The organism is Pseudomonas sp. P2S-1 (genome assembly GCF_057197725.1).
Genome location: NZ_CM170068.1, coordinates 181,139 through 202,109, shown reverse-complemented (window position 1 = coordinate 202,109; position 20,971 = coordinate 181,139). Strand labels below are relative to the sequence as shown.

The window sequence follows — 20,971 nt, the reverse complement described above, 5'->3', positions numbered from 1 at the left end:
AGCCACCCTACCTCCATGCTCCGCCGCTCCACCCTCTTTCAAGGAACGACTGCATGAAGCTGGAAACCCTGGCCATCCACGCGGGCTTCAGCCCGGACCCGACCACCAAGGCGGTGGCCGTGCCGATCTACCAGACCACCTCCTTCGCCTTCGACGACACCCAGCACGGCGCCGACCTGTTCGACCTGAAGGTCGCCGGGAACATCTATTCGCGGATCATGAACCCCACCAACGATGTGCTGGAGCAACGCATGGCCGCCCTCGAAGGCGGCGTCGGCGCGCTGGCCGTGGCCTCGGGCATGGCGGCGATCACCTACGCGATCCAGACCGTGGCCGAGGTCGGCGACAATATCGTGTCCGTCGCCAAGCTCTACGGCGGTACCTACAACCTGCTGGCCCATACCCTGCCACGCATCGGCATCCAGACCCGCTTCGCCCCGCACGACGACATCGCCGCCCTCGAAGCCCTGATCGACGAGCGCACCAAGGCGGTGTTCTGCGAGTCCATCGGCAACCCGGCGGGCAATATCGTCGACCTGCAGGCCCTGGCCGACGCCGCGCACCGCCATGGCGTGCCGCTGATCGTCGACAACACCGTGGCCACGCCGATCCTCTGCCGGCCGTTCGAACACGGCGCCGATATCGTCGTGCATTCCCTGACCAAGTACATCGGCGGCCACGGCACCAGCATCGGCGGTATCGTCATCGACTCGGGCACGTTCCCCTGGGCCGAGAACAAGGCACGCTTCGCCCTGCTCAACACCCCCGACCCGTCCTACCACGGCGTGACCTACACCGAAGCCTTCGGCCCCGCCGCCTTCATCGGCCGCTGCCGGGTGGTGCCGCTGCGCAATACCGGCGCGGCGCTGTCGCCGTTCAACGCCTTCCTGATCCTGCAAGGCCTGGAAACCCTGGCCCTGCGCATGGAACGGCATACCGAGAATGCCCTCAAGGTCGCCCGTTATCTGCAAGCCCATGAGCAAGTGGCCTGGGTCAAGTACGCCGGCCTGCCGGATCACCCGGAACACCCACTGGCCCAGCGCTACACCCAGGGCAAGCCGGCGTCGATCCTGTCCTTCGGCATCAAGGGGGGCCAGCAAGCCGGCGCCCGCTTCATCGATGCGCTGAAGCTGGTGGTACGCCTGGTAAATATCGGCGACGCCAAGTCCCTGGCCTGCCACCCGGCCTCCACCACCCACCGCCAACTGAACGACGAAGAACTGGAAAAAGCCGGTGTTCCGCGCGACATGGTGCGCCTGTCGATCGGTATCGAGCACAGCGACGACATCATCGCCGACCTGCAACAGGCCCTCGCCGCCAGCCGCGGATAATCCGCAAAACCGCCAGCCCCGCCCTGCCCGATTTCAACGGCGGGCGCGGGCTTTAGCGGTTCCTTCCGATTGCCTTGCGCACATACCTTCGCCTCCCGGCAAAGCCCCGGATTCATTGGGGTACATCGTTTCAGCCATCACCGACAAAATATTCAGTGATAGCAGATTGGCATTAACCCAAACCTCGTCAATACTGCCTCCCGCATGGACTTCCTTGCCCACAACAACATAGGGATATTTGCGATGAGCCAGACCCAGCCATTGGATGTCGCCATCATCGGCGGCGGCGTCTCCGGGACCTACAGCGCTTGGCGCCTGCAAGAAGCACAAGGCGATCATCAACGCATCCAGTTGTTCGAATACAGCGACCGCATCGGCGGGCGTCTCTTCAGTATCAATCTTCCCGGTCTGCCCAACGTCGTCGCCGAAGTCGGCGGCATGCGCTGGATGCCGGCCACCGACGACAACACCGGTGGCCATGTGATGGTCGACAAGCTGGTGAACGAGCTCGAACTGCCGACCAAGGACTTCCCCATGGGCAGCAACCTGCCGGAAAACGATCCGGTCGGTGCCAAAAACAACCTGTTCTACCTGCGCGGCGAGCGTTTCCGCCTGCGCGACTTCACCGAAGCCCCGGAAAAGATCCCCTACAACCTGGCCTGGTCCGAGCGCGGTTTCGGCCCCGAGGACCTGCAGGTCAAGGTGATGAACAGCATCTACCCGGGCTTCGACCAACTGAGCCTGGCCGAGCAGATGCAGGTCAAGGTGTTCGGCAAGGAAATCTGGCGCTACGGCTTCTGGGACCTGCTCTACCGCGTGCTGAGCAACGAGGGCTACCAGTTCATGAAGGACGCCGGCGGCTACGAGGCCAACGTGGCCAACGCCAGCGCCGTGACCCAGCTGCCCGCCACCGAATACAGCGACACCACCAAGTTCCTCACCCTCAAGACCGGTTTCCAGACCCTGCCGCTGACCCTCGCCCAGCGCTTCCAGGACGTCTCGGGCGGCCTGGTTCCCGCCGAGCAGCGGGTGCAGATGAACAAGCGCCTGGCCTCCCTGCAATACAGCGATGACACCGAGTACCCGTACCGCCTGCACTTCGTCCCCACCCAGACCGTGGATGGCAACACCACTGACGTCGCGGGCGCGGACGAGATCATCATCCATGCCCGCCAGGTGATCCTGGCCATGCCGCGGCGCTCCCTGGAGCTGATCCAGTCGCCACTGTTCGACGATCCGTGGCTGAAAGAGAACATCGGCTCGGTACTGGTGCAGTCGGCGTTCAAGCTGTTCCTCGCCTACGAACAACCCTGGTGGCGCGCCCAGGGCCTGGTGGCCGGGCGTTCGGTCACCGACCTGCCAATCCGCCAGTGCTACTACATGGGCACCGAGTGCGAGCAGGACGGCGGCGAGAAAACCCTCAACTCGCTGTTGATGGCCTCCTACAACGACATCGGTACCGTGCCGTTCTGGAAAGGCCTGGAAGACGGCGCACCGTTCGAAGGCTACCAGCCGAAAAGCCTGCAGGGCCGCATCGACAGCAATGAAGTGGTGCCGCGCATGCAGTACCAGATCAGCGAGGAAATGGTGCGCATCGCGCAGCGCCAGGTCACGTCCCTGCACGACCAGATCGAGCTGCCGGCGCCCTACTCCGCGGTCTATCACGCCTGGGATGCCGATCCGTTCGGCGGCGGCTGGCACGAGTGGAAAGCCAACTACCGTCTCGACCTGATCATCCAGGGCATGCGGCATCCGGTGCAGGACCAGGACGTCTTCATCGTCGGTGAAGCCTACTCCTACGGCCAGGGCTGGGTCGAAGGCGCCCTGACCACCGCCGAGTCCACCCTGCAGGACTTCTTCGGCCTGCCGCGTCCCGAGTGGCTGCCGGAGGCGTACCAGTTGCTGCCGACCCCGGCGCCGGTCGATATCGAGAACCCGCCATCCCTGACCTGCACCGACTGCAAGAAGACACTCGCCGAAGTCACTGACTTCGCCTACACGGGGATCAAGGCATGAGCACCGCACCCTTCACTGTTGCCGACTACCTGCTGACCCGTCTGAAGGAACTGGGCCTGACCAAGGTGTTCCAGGTCCCGGGGGACTATGTCTCCAACTTCATGAACGCCCTCGAGGCCTTCGACGGCATCGACGCCGTGGGCGAGGTCTATGAAATGGGCGCCGCCTACGCCGCCGACGGCTATGCCCGGGTGCATGGCCTCGGCGCCGTGTCGCTGCAATACGGCGTGGGCACCTTCAGCGCGGTCAATGCCATTGCCGGCTCGTTCGTCGAACGCGCCCCGGTGGTGGTGATCTCGGCCAGCCCGTCCACGGAAAACCGCGAGCTGGCGCGCCAGCAGCATGTGCTGTTCCACCATTCCACCGGCAACTTCGAGGCCGACCGCAATGTGCTGGAGCAGGTCACCGTGGCCTGCGAGATCATCTCCGACGCCCGCCAGGCACCGTGGCAGATCGACAGCGCGCTGATCGCCGCCATCACCCATCGCCAGCCGGTGTACCTGGAGGCCTGGAAGGATGTCTGGGGCCTGCCGTGCTCGCTCCCGCAAGGCACCCTGAAACCGGCGCCGCAACCGTCCAACCCGGATGCCCTCAAGCTGCTGGTGGACAACAGCGTCCAGCGCCTGGCCGAAGCGAAGAAGCCGCTGGTGCTGCTGGGCGTGGAAGTCATGCGCTACGGCTTGCAGGACGCGGTGCAGCGCCTGATCGACGGCTGCCAACTGCCGTTCAGCACCACCCTCGACGCCAAGACCGTGCTCGACGAAAGCCAGAAGCCCTTCATCGGCACCTACGCGGGCCCGGCCTCGCGCCTGGAGACTTCGCCGCAGGTGCTGGAGGCCGACTGCATCCTGGCCATCGGGGTGATCTTCACCGACGACTACCTCGACCTGCTCAAGGACCGCTTCGACCAGATTATCCAGGTCAACTGCGACCTGGCCCGCACCGGGGCCGAGTACTACCCCAACGTGCGCCTGCCGGACTACGTCGACAGCCTGCTCAAGGCCTTCGACCTGGACAAGCGCTTCCCGCGCAGCGACGTGTACCTGCCCCGGCACCCGGCCCTGCTCGGCGCCTGCGCGCCGAGCGACGCCCTCGGCTACGAAAACTTCTTCGCCAGCCTGGTGGACTTCGCCAAGGAGCATCGCCTCTGGCAAACCAGCACCCTGATCCTCGGCGAAAGCTCGTCGCTGTACGTGGCCAGCAACATCCAGGACATGCCGCGCAACAGCTTCCTCTCCGACGCCATCTGGGGCTCCCTCGGTCATGAAACCGGCTGCGCCCTTGGTGTTGCCCTGGGCAGCGGGCGACGGCCGATCGTGGTCGCCGGCGATGGCGGCTTCATGATGGTCAGCCAGTCCCTGGCGGCGCTGACGCGCAACAAGGTCAACGCCATCGTCTTCGTCATGAGCAACCAGGTGTATGCCATCGAGCAGGCGTTCGTCGATATCGACGCCTTCAATCCGGACGGCGAGTTCGCACCGTTCGATACCCTGCCGAGCCTGGATTACCCGGCCCTGGCCAAGGGTTATGGCGCGCTTGGCTACCAGGTGAATACGGTCAGCGAGCTGCAGGCGTTGCTGCCAACACTGCTGGAGATCAGCGACCGGCCGGCACTGGTGGAGGTGAAAATCCCGGAGAAGGATCTGGCGGTGCAGATCGAACGGCTGGCCAGCAACTGACGGGAATACAGAGAAGTCCTTCAACGGAAGGAAAGAACAGCGTGCGCATGGCATTGGCCTGCGCACTGCTGCATTCGTTGCCGGTCAAAAAGAGTGCCGACAGGTCGGTAACACGCTCTCCGGTTTGGGATTTGACAAAGTGCTCGGCAGGACTAATTTTAAATAAGCCATTGAGAGTGTATGGATAATTCTCGTTGGCTTTCTTGGCAGGTGTTTTTATCGCAACTCGACCGGATGCGGACTGAGTTTTGTTGGTAGGCGCGCAGTTCCGAACGCAAGGAAATTCATTTCCGCACGGAGACCTACCATGCAAAAGTACCTTTTCACCTTGCTGATAGTTGGATGCAGCTACTTTCTGAACTGGCCTTTGGCAATAGCCGGATCGCAAGGTTATGGGCAAACATGTGATCGCCAATCCGACTGCATGCCAGCATATACATGCGGGGGAGGCGTTTGTGGCTACGACGACAAGGCACCCGCAGATATGCAGGCATGCAAGAATAAGCTGGCGGGTAATGGTATGAACTCGAGCGAAAGAGTCTCACTCGATCAAGGTTTTTGCTATCACGACGCAAGTTGCCCAGGACTTCACGACAAGATCCATACCAGCCCCAAGTTTACGGGTGGCATCGGAGGTTCGTTGCCAGAACCTGTCTCCGGGGAAGTATTCATTCCTCACGTCTACACGCCTCATGAAAACACCGAGGAGCAAAGGAAAAAGATTCTGGAAGCAGCTATAAAAACGTGCGGCGAGTGTACGGCCGGCGGCAAACCCATGTGTTTCTATAGAAAACCTAGCCTTTAATTTGTGCATCTTCGTACGCTGGAAACATTAGGCATCGCCAAGACTGTACATCCATACAGATAAACCTTGCCACAGCGCCTCCCGCCAAGCATCCTAGGGAACCTCATTCCCCAGGATGCCCCTCCATGCGCCTGTTCCTCTGCGAAAAGCCCTCCCAGGCCAAGGATATCGCCAAGGTCCTCGGCGCCAGCCGGCGTGGCGATGGCTGCTGGGTGGGCACTGGGGTGACAGTGACCTGGTGCATCGGCCACCTGCTGGAAACCGCGCCGCCCGACGCCTACGACGCGCGCTACAAGCGCTGGGTGCTGGCCGACCTGCCGATCGTGCCGGAGAAGTGGAAGATGCAGGTCAAGCCGAAGACCGCCAGCCAGTACAAGGCGGTCAAGCGCCTGCTGGGTGAAGCTTCCGAGCTGGTGATCGCCACCGACGCCGACCGCGAGGGCGAGATGATCGCCCGCGAGCTGGTGGAACATTGCCGTTATCGTGGGCCGATCCAGCGCCTGTGGCTGTCGGCGCTGGACGATGCCTCGATCCGCAAGGCCCTGGCCGCGCTCAAGCCCGGCGCCGAGACCTTCAGCCTGTATCACTCGGCCCTCGGCCGCTCCCGCGCCGACTGGCTGATCGGCATGAACATGAGCCGCCTGTTCACCCTGCTCGGCCGCCAGTCCGGCTACCAGGGCGTGCTGCCGGTGGGCCGGGTGCAGACCCCGACCCTGCGCCTGGTGGTGGACCGCGACCGCAGCATCGCCGATTTCGTGCCGGTGCCGTTCTGGGCCATCGATGTGCAGCTGGACAGCGAGGGCAGCGTCTTCACCGCGCAATGGCGGGCGCCGGATGACGTATGCGACGATCAGGGCCGCTGCCTGAAGCAGGAACTGGCACAACAGGCGGCTGCGGCGATGCAGGCGGCGGGCACGGCGCAGGTGGTCGAGGTGAAGACCGAGCGAGTCCGCGAGGCCGCGCCCCTGCCCTTCGACCTCGGCACCCTGCAGGAGGTCTGCTCGAAGAAGTTCGGCCTCGGCGCCCAGGAAACCCTGGATATCGCCCAGTCGCTGTACGAAACCCACAAGGTCATCACCTACCCGCGCAGCGATTGCGGCTACCTGCCACTGAGCCAGCACAGCGAGGCGCCGGCGATTCTCGCGGCGCTCGGTCGGTCCGATCCATCACTGGCGCCACTGCAGCCACACCTTCAGGCACAGCGCCGTTCGCGGGCCTGGAACGATGCCAAGGTCAGCGCTCACCACGGCATCATCCCGACCGCAGCGGCGGTCGATCCGAATCGCCTGCCGGGCAAGGCCAAGGCGGTCTACACCCTGATCCGCGCACGCTACCTGGCGCAGTTCCTGCCCAACCACGAATACGACCGCACCCAGGCGGATTTCGATTGTGCCGGACAGGCATTGCGCGCCGTGGGCAAGCAGATCGTCGAGCCGGGCTGGCGCCGCGCGCTGCCGGAAGCGCTGACGCCGCCGAAAGGTCGCGAAGCGCCGGCAGCGCAAGTGCTGCCAGCGTTGAGCAAGGGGCAGTGGTGCGAGGTGCGCGACCTGGCGTTGAAGGACCTTTGGACCCAGCCGCCCAAGCCGTTCACCGAAGGCGACCTGATCAAGGCGATGAAGAACGTCGCCAAGCTGGTGGAGGATCCACGGCTGAAGCAGAAGCTCAAGGAAACCACCGGGATCGGCACCGAGGCGACCCGCGCCGGGATCATCCAGGGCCTGCTGGACCGGGGTTACCTGGTAAAGAACGGCAAGGCCCTGAATGCCACGCCGGCGGCCTTCAGCCTGATCGATGCGGTGCCACGGGCGATTGCCGACCCGGGGACCACGGCGATCTGGGAGCAGGCGCTGGACATGGTGCAAAGCGGGGAAATGAGCCTGGAGACCTTTGTCGAGAAACAATCGGCATGGATGAGCAAGCAGGTGGAACGCTGTGCCGGGATGCAACTGAGGATTTCCGGGCCGGCGACACCGGCGGGCCGGGGTGGGTCGCCGTGGAAGAAGAAGCGCAAGGCGGGGACTGCGGCCAAGGATGGGGTGAAGCGGGTGCGCAAGCCGAGGGTGAAGAAGGCCGGGAATTGATGGTGCTGCATCTGGCCTCATCGCTGGCAAGCCAGCTCCCACAGAGGTCGCAGTGATCTCAAGATCTGCACTAAACCTGTGGGAGCTGGCTTGCCAGCGATAGGGCCATCAGCAACACCATCAAGCCAAAGCCCTACTCCTTGACCGCCTGCAAGGTGTAGCTCAACGGCAACCGCCAGGGCTGGTTATCCAGCTGCCATTCGCCATTCTCCCGCCGGCTCATCTGCCCCGGCAGCGCTTCCCAAGGGATGCTGTCATGCTCCACCAGCCCGGTGAGCCGCATGCCCTGGCTGATCAGGGCACTCACCACCTCGCCCAGCCCATGGTTCCATTCATGGGTTTCGGTATTGACCAGGCTGGCCTCGGTGCTGACATAGGTCTGGTCACTGATCCAGACCGTCGGTTCGGGCCGTTCGAAGTACGGGTACTCCACCACCAGCCGGTCCTGATGATCCTCGTTGAGCGCCAGCAGCATCGGATGGCCTTCGCGCAGGAACAGCCGCCCGCCCGGCTTGAGCAAGGTCGCCACGGTGCCCGCCCAGCGCTGGATATCCGGCAGCCAGCAGAGGGCGCCGACCCCGGTGTAGAGCAGGTCGAACGACGCCGCCGGCAAGGTCGAGCAGGCGGCATAGACATCGGCCTCGACATACTCGATCGACGTCTCGCAGCGCTCGGCCAGGGCCCGGGCCTGCTCCAGCGAGCGCCCGGAAAAGTCCAGCCCGGTCATCTGCGCGCCCAGGCGGGCCAGGGACAACGTGTCGGTGCCGATATGGCATTGCAGGTGCAGGCCGCGCAGGCCGTCGATCTCCCCCAGCAACGGCAGGTCGAAGCGCACCACTTCGGAGAGGTGCGCAGGATCGGCGACGAATGCCGCCACTTCATAATCGCCAGACGCCGCATGCAACGGCGCGCGCTCATCCCAGCTGGCTTTGTTGAGGGCAAGTGAATCGGCCATGGTCAGCTCCTTTGGTCCCGGTCCGTGCCCCACGATAGAGCGCTCGCTCAACAGTGGCAATGTGCTGGTTGCCGCAGTGCGGTATAACGGCGGATCACTCATCAAGGAAGACAAGCATGAAACTGGGTTACACCATTGCCTATGTCGCGGATGTCGCGGCGTCGTTGAGCTTTTTCGAGGCCGCTTTCGGTCTGCAGCGGCGGTTCCTCCATGAGTCGGGGGACTATGGCGAGCTGGAAACCGGGGCCACGACCCTGGCGTTCGCTTCCCTGGAGCTGGGGGAGATGAATTTCGCGGGCGGCGTGCTGGCGGCTAGCGAGAGCGACAGGCCGCTGGGAATGGAGATCGGCCTGGTGACCGAGGATGTGCCGGCCGCCCATGCCCGGGCGTTGGCCGCAGGGGCGGTGGAGTTGAAGGCGCCGCAGGTGAAGCCCTGGGGACAGACGGTGTCGTGGGTCAGGTGTCCGGCGGGAATTCTGGTCGAGCTGTGTACGACCGTGGGTTGATGTATTGGTCTTGAGGGCCTCATCGCTGGCAAGCCAGCTCCCACGGGGCTGCGGCGCTTGCGATAAGGCCCTCAAAGACTTTTACATCGAATAGGCCAGGCTCAGGCTCAGGTTCCGCGGCTCGCCTGGCATGTTCCACGCCAGGTTGTAGCCCCGCTCGTAGTACTTGCGATCGAACAGGTTGTTCAGGTTCACCCCGAAGGTGAGCTGCTCACTGGCCTTGTAGTGGGCCAGCAGATCGACGGTGCTGTAGGAAGGCAAACGGAAACTGCTGCCCGCCTGCCCGGAGCGCTCGCCGACGTAGTTCGCCGCCGCACCAAAGTCCGATCCACGCAACGCCCCGTCCTGGAATTCATACACCGCCATCACGCTGCCGCTGTGCCGGGGAATGCCCAGCAGATCGCTGCCCTTGGGCAAGGCCGCATCGCCCTTGGTCACCTCGGCGTCGATATACGCATAGGCGCCGATCAGCCGCACCTCGTCCGTCACCTGCCCGCTGAATTGCAGATCCACGCCCTGGCTGCGCGCCTTGCCCGCCGCGATGCTGTCGCCGGAGGCATCGGTGGTGATGACGTTTTCCTTGTCGATATGGAACAGCGCCAGCGTTGCGCCAACCCGGCTATCGAACAGGTCCAGCTTCAGCCCGGTTTCGTAACCGATGCCCTTTTCCGGCTTGTACACCTCCCCGCGCGTGCCAATGGCGTTGGGTTTGAACGAGGTGGAAGCGTTGGCGAACACACCCATTTGCGGCGTCAGTTGGTACAGCAGGCCGAGCCGTGGCGTCGCCACATCCTTTTCCTGGCTATTGCTGACCCGGGTCGCGCGGTTCAGCGCGGTCTGCTCGACCCGCTCCAGGCGCACGCCGACCAGCCCGCGCAGGCGGTCGGTAAAGGCGATCTGGTCCTGCAGGTTCAACGCGTAGCTTTCAGTGTGCTCGAAGAAGTCATTGGCATTCACCAACGGCGGCTTGGCCTGACCGTACACCGGGTTGTAGATGTCCAGCCCGTAGCCGAAACCGGTCACGCTTTGCGGATACTTCTGGCTGTTGCGGTAGTTCTCGTACTCCAGGCCGATCAGGCTCTGGTGCTGCCAGCCAAGGAACTCGAACTGTCCGTGCAGCTCGGCCTGGGTGATGTTGTCGTTCCACTCGAAATCCCGCTCGCGGTAGAAGCGGCTGATGCGATCCCCCACCACGCGGGAGGTTTCCGAGCTGTCGCCCCGCAAGGTGCCCTGGGTGTAGTGGTTGGCCAGGCGCAGTTTCCAGTTGTCGTCGAGGTAATGCTCGAGGGCCACGTCGAGGGTCTGGTTGTCGTTGCGGATATGGCCGTCGTTGGGCTCGCCGAGGTAGGTCGAGCGCGAGACCGGCCCCAGCGCGTTGTTCACCGCCGGGATACCCCGGTCGAACACCGACTCGGTGCGGGAGAACTCGGTGTCGATGGACAACAGCGTGTCAGGGCTCAGTTGCCAGCTCAGCGACGGGCTGACGATGGCCCGGCGTCCGTCGACATGGTCGCGGAAGCTGCCGTTGTCCTCCACCGCCAGGTTCACCCGTGACAGCACCCGGCCGTCTTCGTCCAGCGGAGTGTTGACGTCGAGGCTGCTGCGGTAGCGGTCCCAGCTACCGGCGCTGGCCTTGAAAGTGCTGAAGGCTTCGGCCTGAGGTTTCTTGCCGACGATATTGACCAGGCCACCCGGGTCACCACGGCCGTAGAGGCTGGCGGCCGGGCCCTTGAGCACCTCGATACGCTCGATCGCCGAGGTGTCCGGCGCGCTGTAGCTGCCGCGGTTGATGGCGAAACCGTTCTTGTACAGCTCGCCGGTGGTGAAGCCGCGCACGCTGTAGTTGAGGAAGGTCAGGCCGCCGAAGTTGTTCTGCCGCGAGACGCCGCCGGCGAAGTCGAGGGCGCGGTCGATGCGGGTGGTGTTGAGGTCCTGCAGCACCTGGGCGGGTACCACGCTGATGGCTTGCGGGGTGTCGCGGATATCGGTGTCGGTGCGTGTCGCGGTGGCCGAACGGGTGGCGCGGTAGCCCTGGACGGGGCCGTCGGCGCGTTCTTCGATCTGGCGCTCGTTGATGTTCAGGGCATCGAGGAGAACCGGGTCCTGGGCAAGGGCGGGCAGGCCGAGCAGGCTGGCGGAAAGGCCAAGGGAGAGCTTGGTGAGAGGGGTGGTCATGGGGGCACCTGGATTGTTGATGTAATAACATAACAATTCAAATGGAAAAAGGCACCCTTGGGTTTGTGGGGGTTTGGGGTTCTCTGGCAAGCCTCAAGGGCCTCATCGCTGGCAAGCCAGCTCCCACAGGTTTTGCGGTGCACGCGGTCCCTGTGGGAGCTGGCTTGCCAGCGATAGGGCCAGTAGATTCACCCGCGAATCACAGCCTTCAACACCATCTTGAAATTCTCGATCTGCTCTTCACTGAACTGCCCGAACACCTTGTCCTGCTGTTCCTGCGCAATACTCCACAGCCCCTCGGTCTGCTCCACGCCATTGGCGGTCAGGCGCACATTGCCGCCCTCCTCGCTGCCGCTCACCAGCCCCTTGCGGGTCAGGTTGGCCACCGCTTCGTCGATCTCCCGCGCCGGCATCGCCACTTCCCGCTGCAGGTCGGCCAGGCTCAGGCCCGCATCGTTCTCCAGCACCATAAGCATCCGCGCTTCGCTGGTACGCAGGCCGCTGGACAACTGACGTGGCTGATACCCCGCCTGGTAGGCACGCAGGGCCTGGGTCATCAGGTAGTACAGGTTATGGCTCAGGCGCCCCTGGAAATGACTGCTCGGCGGCTGGCCTTCCTCGCGACGGGTCATGCGGGTATGCGGCAGCACCATGGAATACGCACCCTGGTGATACAGCAACGGCGAACGCCCGCAATCCTCGAAGGCCACCACCTTGCCGATCATGATCCAGTGATCGCCACCATCGACCATCTGGTACTTCTCGCACTGGAAGTTGGCCGAGCAGTCCGAGAGGATCGGTGCCCCACCCGCTCCCGCCTGGTGGGCGACACCGCCGAAGCGGTCATCCCGCGGCTTGGCGAAGTTGTTGGACAGGTCGATCTGGTCCGCCGCCAGGATATTCACCGCGAAATGGCTGGCCGCATCGAAGGTAGCCAGGCTGCTGGAGCGCTTGTCGAGGCTCCAGAGGATCAGCGGCGGGTCGAGGGACACCGAGTTGAAGCTGTTGGCGGTAACACCCACCTTGTTGCCCCGGCCATCGTCGGCGGTGACCACGGTGACGCCAGTGGCGAAGTTGCCCAGGGCGCGGCGGAAGGCACGGCTGTCGAAGGCCGCGGCAGTTTCTGTAGACATGCAAGACTCCCCGGCTGCCCGCGAATGGGCAACCGTGATTGTTGTTATACGAGAGAGAAGAAGTGGAACTCAGACCATGCTCGGGTCAGGTTCCAGGCCCATCAGTTCACGACCGAGGATCTGCGCGCAGACGTCGTAGTCGGTGTAGGCATGGGCGCCGGTCATGTGCGAGTCGCGCCACAGGCGCTGCAGCTCGTTGCTCTCGAACCAGGCGGTACCGCCGGCGGCTTCGTACAGGCGATCGACGGCCTGGATGCACATCTTCACCGCGTAGGCCTGGTTGGTGCGCCAGAAGGCCAGGGTCTCGCGGCTCGGGTATTCCTTGCGCGCACCGTGGTCGGCGTGGTCCTGCCAGGTCTTTTCGAGGAAGGCACGGGCGGCGGCGACCTGATGGGTCGATTCGGCCAGGCGCATCAGCGCCGGGGTCGCGGCACCGACGCTGACGCCGGTGTAGGCGCGCACGCGGTTTTTGGTCTTCTCGCGGAAGGCTTCCAGCATGCGCTCGGCGATGCCCAGGCTGATGGTCGCGAAACCGACTGCGAAGTACGGACGGTACGGGGTGTAGAAGATCTTGCTGTCCGGGTACAGACCGAAGCCGGCGGACTTGCCTTCCATCATGTCCTTGGCTTTCTGGATGCGGTGCTCGGGGACGAAGGCCTTGTCGATGATCAGGGTCTTGGTGCCGCTGCCCTTCATGCCGGCGGCGAACCAGTCGTCACGGATCTCGTAGTCGCTGCGTGGCAGCACGGCGAAGCAGTAGTCCTGGGTGCCTTCGGCATTGGCCCGGCGGCAACCGACGATGGCCCACTCGGCGTGATCGCAACCGCTGCTCCAGCCCATTTCGCCGCTGAACAGCAGGCCACCCTCGACCTCTTCGACACGGCCGAACGGCGCGATGCTGCTGGAGGCGGTGTGGTCCGGGTTCACGCCCCAGATTTCTTCCTGCAGCCTGGCCGGGAACATCGCCAACTGGTGGTTATGGGTGCACAGCAGGCTCATGGCCCAGGCGGTGCTGGCGCAGGCACCGGCCAGCAGGGCGATGCAATCGGTGAATTCCGGCAGGGAGATCTCCATGCCGCCGTAGGCTTTCGGCAGGAACGCGCGGTGCAGGCCGATGCCCTTGAGCAGGGCGATGTTCTCGGCAGGGACCATACGGTCCTTCTCGGCACGGGAGGCATTGGCGGCGATAGCCGGGAGTACCGACTTGAGGTCTTCGAGCAGCGGGTTTGGCTTTTTCATGGGAGGCCCTGCTTATTATTGGATGTCCGACTGAGCTACCAGTGGCAGCGACTGCGGCGGATTCGGGGCCAGTATGGGAGCCGGGCGACAGGCTGAAAATGCACCTTCCACAGACAAAATTGTACTTTCCATGGCGCAACCGACGCGGCTTTCCGATCGGTTGGCAGACCCGGTCATGTCGCCCTGGCAGGCACAGTCAAGTCACCCGCGCGAGCCTGCGCTAGGGTGCGGCTTTGCCTCTTTGCACAGGTACATCCGAGATGAGCATTTCCCTTCTGCCTGCCGTCCACGCCTTTCTCCAGCGCGACCACGGCCTGTTTATCGACGGCCGCGCCCAGGTCGCCGGCAGCGATCGCAAACTCGAGGTCATCGACCCGGCCAGCGGCGAAGTCATCAGCCGCGTTGGCGAAGCCAGCCCGGCGGATATCGACGCTGCCGTGGCGTCGGCGCGCAAGGGCTTCGCCCAATGGTCCCAGGCCGCCCCGGCGGTGCGTGGTGCAGTGCTGCTGAAACTCGCCGACCTGCTGGAAAGCCACTGCGAGGAACTGGCGCAGATCGAGACCCTGCAATCGGGCAAGCTGATCCAGATCTCGCGCAACTTCGAAGTCGCCCAGGCCGCGCATTTCCTGCGTTACTACGCTGGCTGGGCGACCAAGATCGGTGGCGAGACCATCACCCCGTCGCTGCCGTCGTTCAATGGCGAGAAGTACACCGCCTTCACCCTGCGCGAGCCGATCGGCGTGGTGGTGGGCATCGTGCCGTGGAACTTCTCGACCATGATCGCCATCTGGAAACTGGCCTCGGCGCTGGTCACCGGCTGCAGCGTGGTGATCAAGCCGAGCGAGTTCACCCCGCTGACTATCCTGCGCATCGCCGAACTGGCAGTGCAAGCCGGCCTGCCGGCGGGTGCCCTGAACGTGGTCACCGGTGCCGGTGGCGTGGGCAAGGCGCTGATCGAGCACCCGCATACCGACAAGGTCTCCTTCACCGGCTCGGTGCCCACCGGCCTGGCCGTGGGCCAGACCGCGATGGCCGCCAACCTGACCCGCGCCACCCTGGAACTGGGCGGCAAGAACGCCGCCGGTTTCCTGGCGGACGTGGACGTGGAAAAGGCAGTGAACGGCATCATCGAGGCAGGCTTCCTGCACTCCGGGCAGATCTGTGCGGCGGCGGAGCGCTTCTATGTGCACCGCTCGCAGATCCATGCCATCACCCAACGCCTGTGCGAGCGCCTGAGCCAGTTGAAGATCGGCTCGCCGCTGGATGAAAGCGCCGAGTTCGGCCCGGTCACCAACAAGCAGCACCAGGCCAAGCTGGGCCAGCTGTTCGCCAAGGCGCGCGCCGAGAACTGCACCATCCTGCATGGCGGCCAGTTGATCGACGGGCCGGGCTGCTATGTCGAGCCGACGGTGATCCTGGCCAACTCGGCCAGGGACAGCCTGATGACCGAAGAGACCTTCGGCCCGGTGGCGACCTTCCTCGCCTATGACACCGAGGAAGAGCTGGTCGAACTGATGAACGACAGCCCCTACGGCCTGAGTGCCAGCCTGTGGACCAATGACCTGGGCAAGGCCATGCGCCTGATCCCGCAGATCCAGGCGGGGACCTTGTGGGTGAACATGCACACCCTGCTGGACCCGGCGGTGCCGTTTGGCGGGATCAAGGCGTCGGGTGTGGGCCGGGAGTTTGGTGGGGCGTTTATCGAGGATTACACCGAGCTGAAGTCCGTAATGATCCGCTACTGACACAACCAAAACAGCAAGAACACCTCTGAACCTGTGGGAGCTGGCTTGCCAGCGATGAGGCCAGCCTGGGCAATGATGTTGTCAGGTCTGACCAAATCGCTGGCAAGCCAGCTCCCACAGGTTTTTGCATTGCCCCGAACATTCCATTCCAAAACCTTTAGAATGCCCAGCTCCCCTCCCCTCCAGGTTGCCCCATGGACATCGAGCTGGCCCGGACCTTCCTTGAAATCGTGCGCAGCGGCAGCCTGGTCGCGGCCGCCGAGCGCCTGCATGTCACCCAGACCGCCATCAGCGCCCGGGTGCAGAAGCTCGAACAGCAACTGGACAGCCAGCTCTTCATCCGCAGCCGCGCCGGCGCCAGCCTGACGCCCAATGGCGAGGCCTTCGTGCCCTACGCCAACCAGCTCCTGCACACCTGGGAAGCCGCCCGCCGCGACCTGCCGCTGACCGACAATTTCCACCAGGTCCTGCGCATCGGCGGTGAAGTCAGCCTGTGCAACCCGCTGATGCTCGACTGGGTCAGCGTGCTCCACGAACAGATGCCCCACCACGGGATCCGCAGCGAAGTCGGCGAAAGCGACACCCTGCTGCAGAAGCTCGAGGCCGGCACCCTCGACGCGGCGCTGGTCTACCAGCCGATCTACAGCCCCGGCCTGCAAGTGGAACAACTGCTGGAAGAAAAACTGATCCGCATCCAGCTCGCGCGCAAGCCCGAACCCTACGTGTATATCGACTGGGGCGACGCCTTCCGCCGTCTGCACGACGAAGCCCTGCCGGACTGCGCACGCCCGGCGCTGAGCTTCAACCTCGGCCCGCTGGCCCTGCAGTTCATCCTCGAACACGGCGGCAGCGGCTATTTCCGCACGCGGGTGGTGCAGAGCTATCTGGATCGCGGCGTGCTGCAACGGGTGCCCCAGGCCCCGGAATTCCCCTACCCCACCTGGCTGGTGTACCCACGGGAACGGGATTCGGAGGTGTTGCAGCAGGCTTTCGACCTGCTGCGCCAGGTGGTTGCGCGCGAGAGCGACTGGTCGCAGCGCTGGGATCCGCTGATTTAAGCGGCTTTGGCCAGACGGTCCTGGGCCAGCAAGTGTTGGCTCAGGGCAGCGATCAGGTCGGTCTGGGTGACGACGCCCACCACTTTCCCCGCCTCCAGCACCGGCAGGCAGTGCAAGCCGCGATCGCATAGCAGCGGGATCAGTTCCACCGCCTGATGATCGCTGTCCACGGTGATCACCGGCTCGCTCATGATCTGCTCCAGGGTCACCGGTTTGCCGCGACCGAACAGCCCGCGCCAGCTGAATCGGGCCTGGGCCATGGCCGGGCCGACCAGGTCGCTGAGGCTGACGATGCCCACCAGTTTGCCGGCCTTGTCCAGCACCGGGAGGTTCTTCAGGTGATGACTGGACAGTTGCTTCCAGGCCTGCTGCAAAGTGGTCTGCGGGGTGGCGAACTGCACGTCGCGGGACATCACATGGGCCGCACTGATCCCGCCGAGACTGCGCTGCACGGCGTGACGCTCGGTGGCGAGGATGATCCGTTCCAGCTCGGGGCGGGTCACATCGACGAACTCGCCCAGTTCATCCAGGGCCTCGTCCAGATCCCTGCTGCTGATCCCGACGCGCTCGCTGGCCGGCTGGTCGGCAGTGGCATGGGCAGCCTTGCGCGGCACGCCGATCTTTGGATAGAGCACCCCGGTCAGGCGGTTGTAGCCCACGGCCACGGCCAGCACGATCAAGGCGTTGAGCATCACCGGCTCGATCACCCTGGCACCCATGGCCGCCAGCGACGGATCGGCCAGGGCCAGGCTCACCGCCAGCGCCGCACCCGGCGGATGCAGGCAGCGCAGCAGGCACATCAGCAGGATCACCAGCAGCAGCGCAGCGCCGGCCACATACAGGTTATGACCGAACCAGTGATGCAGGCTGATGCCCACCGCCGCCGCGCAGACATAACTGGCCAGGAACGGCCAGGGCTGCGACAGCGCACCGGAGTGCACGGCGAACAGCAGCACGGTGGACGCCGCCAGCGGCGCCATCAGGTGCAAGGCGGCGGCACTGCCGAACAGGTAGCTGCAGGCACTGCCCGCCAGCACCAGGGCCAGCAAGGCACCGAAGGCAGCGCGGAACCATTCTTTGGGGGGGATATGCAAAGCAGCCGGAATGAAGCGATCGAACCAGTGACCCAGACCACGACTAGACATGTGAAGACCAGCACCTTTTGAAGAAAAGAAGCCCGCCCAACCTGGGCGGACTTGTATCGCGAGGGGGCAATACGCAAAGGGCTCCTTCCTTGGAGATGGAAAGATTGCCCGGCAGTGTGAAGAAATCCCGCCCCTTGCTCCAATTCAAAAAAGTGCTGTTTTAGTGCAATTATTTTGCAGTGTCACATTTTGGTGCAAATTTACAGCACCTTGACCGCCCGCCCGATGAACTGGATCGGCCCGCTCGGCTTGCCCGTCGGCGAGCCCGTCGGGCCTTCGAGGGTCAATTCGAAGAGCTGGTTGTTCTCCAGCGGCGGCAGGGTTTCGAGCGGTACCTCGACGCGCTCGCCCGGCTTGATCAGGCCCAGCGAAACCGGACCACTCCAGCCATCGGCCTTGGTCCAGAACTGCAGGGTCTTGCCGGCCGGGACCTCGGCCACGCCCAGCGGGATAAGTTGGGCGCTGCGCGGGCTGCTGGCCTGGACCACCCAGCCTGGAGCCTGGTCCTGCGGGGCTACCAGCACCACCAGGTAGGTCGGCAGCGGTGCAGACGTCCCGCGCAGCAGCAACACCGCCAGCACCAGGCTGGCCGCCAGCCCGGCCGCCGTGGTCCAGCGCCAGGGCGTGGCGCGCTGCCACCAACGGGAAGCAGCCACGCTGGCCACTACCGGTGCCGGCGAGAGGCCGTCAAGGCTGCGCTCGATCCGTTGCCACAGGAAATCCGAAGGCACTTGCGCTGGCGCCAACGCCTGCATCGACTGCAAACGTTGCTCCCAGGCATCCACCGCAGCACGCAGCGCCGGCTCGTGTTCCAGGCGGCGAGCCAAGGCCTGGCGCTGCTCGTACGGCAGCGTGCCGAGCACGTATTCGGCGGCCTGGGCGTCCAGGTCGTCGGCAAATTGCTTGTCGTCGCCGCTTGTCATCCCATGCACTCGCGCAAGGCAGCCAGGCTGCGTTTGACCCAGGCTTTCACCGTGCCCAGCGGACTATCGAGCCTGCGCGCGATTTCGCCGTGGGAATAACCGTCGACATAAGCGTGCACCAGACATGCCCGCCGCACGGGCTCCAGCTGGTCCAGGCACTGGCTCAGGCGAGCGCCGTGCAACAGCCCGTCGAGCTCGTCAGTCTGGGCCAGTGCCGGCTCGCTGTGCTCGTCCAGTGCCACGTCCCGCTCCTGGCGGCGCAGGAAATCCAGGGCCAGGTGCCGGGTAATGCTGAACATCCAGCCGCGCCCGCTGCCCCGCGTCGGGTCGAAGGTCGCGGCGCGGGTCCAGATGCGGATGAACGCGTCGTGCACCACGTCCTCGGCCAGGGCAGTGTCCTTGACCAGCCGCCGGGCCACGCCGAGCAGGCGCGGGCCCTCGACGTCATACAGGCGCCGCAGGGCCTCGCGGTCGCCGCGGGCGCAGGCCGCCAGGTGGTCTTCATAGTCGAACGCAGGTGCGGATAAGGTCACAGGGTCTCGCCGTGGCTGGGGACTGGCTGACAGCAGCGTAGACCAGCCCCCGGGCTGATAGCGGCGATTTACCGGGCGGTCCAGAAAATATAATCCGCCTGGTAGCTCACCACTTCGCGCTTGCCCTTGTCGGCCGTGGTGCAGGCGCTGCCCGGTGCAACCCCGCCCTTGAGCGCCGTGCGCTGGATATAGGTCACGCCGCTCATGGCGCCCTTGCCTTCGGCCGGGTTGGCCTTGACCAACTGGTACGGCAGGTTGCCCGGGCTCGACGGCGCTACCGCCAGTTGCGTACCGGTAACTTTCGAACCGTCCTTGGCCTGCCAGGTGGCGGGTGGACCGAAGTAATCGCCTACGGCCTTGCCACTACGGTCGTTGAGTACCGCTTTCGGACCGACGAAGACCCATTCGGTCTGCCCCGGCATATTCGCCTTGTCGCGGCATTCGTAGGTGATTTCACCGACGCCCGTGGTTTCCAGGGCGACCTTGTGGCCGTCCGGCACCTTGATGCTGTCGGGCAGCGAACTATTGGCGTGAGCGATGGAGCTGAACAACAGGGCGGCGAAGGCGAGTTCGAAGCGGGATTTGACGTTCATGGGCATGACTCCAGTCAGGGGATCGGTTCGACAGCGCGACGGCTGCTGTCTGAACTACCTGGCTGGAGGGCAAATGGATGCAGGCTGCTGAAAATAAATTTTCCGGCGGCCTGGCGAGCGGCTTAAAGGCCCAGTTCTTCCGGGGTCAGCATGTCGGATTCGAAGGCGAGCCAGCCGTACTCCAGCTCGGCGTGGCCGTTGACGATCTCGCCGTAGTAAGTCAGGCCGTTCTCCAGGGTGACGCAGAGATGGGTAGGGTTTTCCGGGGCGGCCAGGGTGCCGTTGAAGTGGACCTTCTTCAGGGTTTCCGACACCGCCTCGAGGGAAACCTGCACACCGGTGTTCTCGACGGCTTCGACGTCATCGCGCTGCTCGGCGCTGATGGTGACGGTGGCGGTGTATTTCTTCATGCGTGACGGCTCCGGGATCGGCGGGCGGGGAAAGGCGCACAGGATAAGCCAGGACGCCGGTAAAAGCCCGCCCGGCCATCACGAAAACGAGCGCCGGGCGCCGCTCGCTGGTATCGTGCCCGGCTGAATCCGCACGACCGCAAAGGAGAAGACCTTGAGTGCCGAAGCGAAAATGACCGGTGACCTGTTCGAAGTCGACAAGCGCCTGAGCCTGAAGCCCGTGGTGGACTTCAACACCTACCTGAGCAATGCCTTCGGCAACGGCCGCTGCGTTTGCGCGCGCTGCAAGGACAGCGCCAACGACGAAAGCGCCTACGCCTTCGCCCACAGTTTCGAATTCAACGGCATCCCGCTGCACCGGCGCTTTGCCGTGACCACGGCGGCGGATGTACTGGGCAACCTGAAAAAGGCCTGGCTGTCGTACAACAAGGAAGACATGCCGGCGACCGGGAGCCTGGACCTGGAGGCGGTGAAGGCCTTTGTCGAGCCGGGGCTGCACGTGCGGGTGAAGCCGCTGTTGCTGGCCAGTGGGTTGGTGAAGGAGCAGGCCGATGGGGGGCTGCAATTGATGGCTGACGGGGATTTTGTGTAGATCCTGAGGGCCTCATCGCTGGCAAGCCAGCTCCCACAGGGATCGCATAACC

Annotated in this window: 18 protein-coding genes; 9 read left to right on the top strand and 9 right to left on the bottom strand. The window is 64.3% G+C overall.

Annotated features, from left to right (window positions below; translation table 11 throughout):
* Window positions 1-53: 53 nt before the first annotated feature.
* From AC2CQI_RS01000 to AC2CQI_RS00980, 5 genes are all read left to right on the top strand, one after another.
* Window positions 54-1,331, top strand: a complete 1,278-nt coding sequence (locus tag AC2CQI_RS01000; RefSeq protein ID WP_484578825.1) for a bifunctional O-acetylhomoserine aminocarboxypropyltransferase/cysteine synthase — start codon at window positions 54-56, stop codon at window positions 1,329-1,331.
* A 243-nt stretch (window positions 1,332-1,574) separates the two neighbouring features.
* Window positions 1,575-3,347: a flavin monoamine oxidase family protein gene (locus AC2CQI_RS00995; protein ID WP_484578824.1), complete on the top strand. Its 1,773-nt coding sequence runs from the start codon at window positions 1,575-1,577 to the stop codon at window positions 3,345-3,347.
* A complete protein-coding gene (locus AC2CQI_RS00990) occupies window positions 3,344-5,026 on the top strand; it encodes an alpha-keto acid decarboxylase family protein (RefSeq protein WP_484578823.1) in 1,683 nt (560 codons plus the stop codon). The genes AC2CQI_RS00995 and AC2CQI_RS00990 overlap by 4 nt, the downstream gene beginning before the upstream one ends.
* 307 nt (window positions 5,027-5,333) lie before the next feature.
* Window positions 5,334-5,831, top strand: a complete 498-nt coding sequence (locus tag AC2CQI_RS00985) for a hypothetical protein (RefSeq protein WP_484578822.1) — start codon at window positions 5,334-5,336, stop codon at window positions 5,829-5,831.
* Window positions 5,832-5,956: 125 nt separating this feature from the next.
* Complete coding sequence (locus tag AC2CQI_RS00980) at window positions 5,957-7,912, top strand: DNA topoisomerase III (RefSeq protein ID WP_484578821.1); 1,956 nt, start codon at window positions 5,957-5,959, stop codon at window positions 7,910-7,912.
* 133 nt (window positions 7,913-8,045) lie between these two features.
* Here the strand turns inward: AC2CQI_RS00980 and AC2CQI_RS00975 are convergent, their stop codons facing one another.
* The gene (locus tag AC2CQI_RS00975) at window positions 8,046-8,867 is read right to left on the bottom strand and encodes a class I SAM-dependent methyltransferase (protein WP_484578820.1); all 822 of its coding nucleotides are present in this window, start codon (window positions 8,865-8,867) and stop codon (window positions 8,046-8,048) included.
* A 116-nt stretch (window positions 8,868-8,983) separates the two neighbouring features.
* On the opposite strand from AC2CQI_RS00975, the gene AC2CQI_RS00970 reads away from it, so the two are divergent.
* Window positions 8,984-9,373 carry a VOC family protein gene (locus AC2CQI_RS00970; RefSeq protein WP_075805135.1) on the top strand — a complete coding sequence of 130 codons (390 nt, stop codon included), beginning with the start codon at window positions 8,984-8,986 and terminating at the stop codon, window positions 9,371-9,373.
* 81 nt (window positions 9,374-9,454) lie between these two features.
* On the opposite strand, the gene AC2CQI_RS00965 is transcribed toward AC2CQI_RS00970, so the two are convergent.
* The 3 genes from AC2CQI_RS00965 to AC2CQI_RS00955 all read right to left on the bottom strand — a co-directional run bounded on the left by AC2CQI_RS00965 (window position 9,455) and on the right by AC2CQI_RS00955 (window position 13,920).
* Entirely contained in the window at window positions 9,455-11,548 is a 2,094-nt protein-coding gene (locus AC2CQI_RS00965; protein WP_484578819.1) for a TonB-dependent siderophore receptor, read from the bottom strand.
* A gap of 188 nt (window positions 11,549-11,736) precedes the next feature.
* Window positions 11,737-12,681 (bottom strand): p-hydroxyphenylacetate 3-hydroxylase reductase component, encoded by a 945-nt coding sequence (locus AC2CQI_RS00960; RefSeq protein WP_484578818.1) that lies wholly within the window; start codon window positions 12,679-12,681, stop codon window positions 11,737-11,739.
* A gap of 69 nt (window positions 12,682-12,750) precedes the next feature.
* Window positions 12,751-13,920: a p-hydroxyphenylacetate 3-hydroxylase oxygenase component gene (locus tag AC2CQI_RS00955; protein ID WP_484578817.1), complete on the bottom strand. Its 1,170-nt coding sequence runs from the start codon at window positions 13,918-13,920 to the stop codon at window positions 12,751-12,753.
* A 260-nt stretch (window positions 13,921-14,180) separates the two neighbouring features.
* Here AC2CQI_RS00955 and AC2CQI_RS00950 point away from each other — a divergent pair, with 260 nt between their 5' ends.
* A complete protein-coding gene (locus AC2CQI_RS00950; protein ID WP_484578816.1) occupies window positions 14,181-15,665 on the top strand; it encodes an aldehyde dehydrogenase family protein in 1,485 nt (494 codons plus the stop codon).
* A gap of 194 nt (window positions 15,666-15,859) precedes the next feature.
* Window positions 15,860-16,723: a LysR family transcriptional regulator gene (locus AC2CQI_RS00945; protein ID WP_075805141.1), complete on the top strand. Its 864-nt coding sequence runs from the start codon at window positions 15,860-15,862 to the stop codon at window positions 16,721-16,723.
* Here the strand turns inward: AC2CQI_RS00945 and AC2CQI_RS00940 are convergent.
* The 5 genes from AC2CQI_RS00940 to AC2CQI_RS00920 form a co-directional block, all read right to left on the bottom strand.
* On the bottom strand, window positions 16,720-17,868 hold the full coding sequence (locus tag AC2CQI_RS00940; RefSeq protein ID WP_484578815.1) for an HPP family protein: 1,149 nt from the start codon (window positions 17,866-17,868) through the stop codon (window positions 16,720-16,722). The genes AC2CQI_RS00945 and AC2CQI_RS00940 overlap by 4 nt on opposite strands.
* A gap of 200 nt (window positions 17,869-18,068) precedes the next feature.
* Window positions 18,069-18,791, bottom strand: coding sequence for an anti-sigma factor (locus AC2CQI_RS00935; RefSeq protein WP_484578814.1), 723 nt, complete (start codon window positions 18,789-18,791; stop codon window positions 18,069-18,071).
* Window positions 18,788-19,324 carry a sigma-70 family RNA polymerase sigma factor gene (locus tag AC2CQI_RS00930; protein WP_484578813.1) on the bottom strand — a complete coding sequence of 179 codons (537 nt, stop codon included), beginning with the start codon at window positions 19,322-19,324 and terminating at the stop codon, window positions 18,788-18,790. Before AC2CQI_RS00930 ends, AC2CQI_RS00935 begins: the two co-directional genes overlap by 4 nt.
* A 68-nt stretch (window positions 19,325-19,392) precedes the next feature.
* A complete protein-coding gene (locus AC2CQI_RS00925; protein WP_075805145.1) occupies window positions 19,393-19,917 on the bottom strand; it encodes a DUF3455 domain-containing protein in 525 nt (174 codons plus the stop codon).
* 122 nt (window positions 19,918-20,039) lie between these two features.
* On the bottom strand, window positions 20,040-20,327 hold the full coding sequence (locus AC2CQI_RS00920; RefSeq protein ID WP_484578812.1) for a hypothetical protein: 288 nt from the start codon (window positions 20,325-20,327) through the stop codon (window positions 20,040-20,042).
* 154 nt (window positions 20,328-20,481) lie between these two features.
* On the opposite strand from AC2CQI_RS00920, the gene AC2CQI_RS00915 reads away from it, so the two are divergent.
* The gene (locus AC2CQI_RS00915; protein ID WP_075805147.1) at window positions 20,482-20,919 is read left to right on the top strand and encodes a hypothetical protein; all 438 of its coding nucleotides are present in this window, start codon (window positions 20,482-20,484) and stop codon (window positions 20,917-20,919) included.
* The last annotated feature ends 52 nt before the right edge of the window (window positions 20,920-20,971 follow it).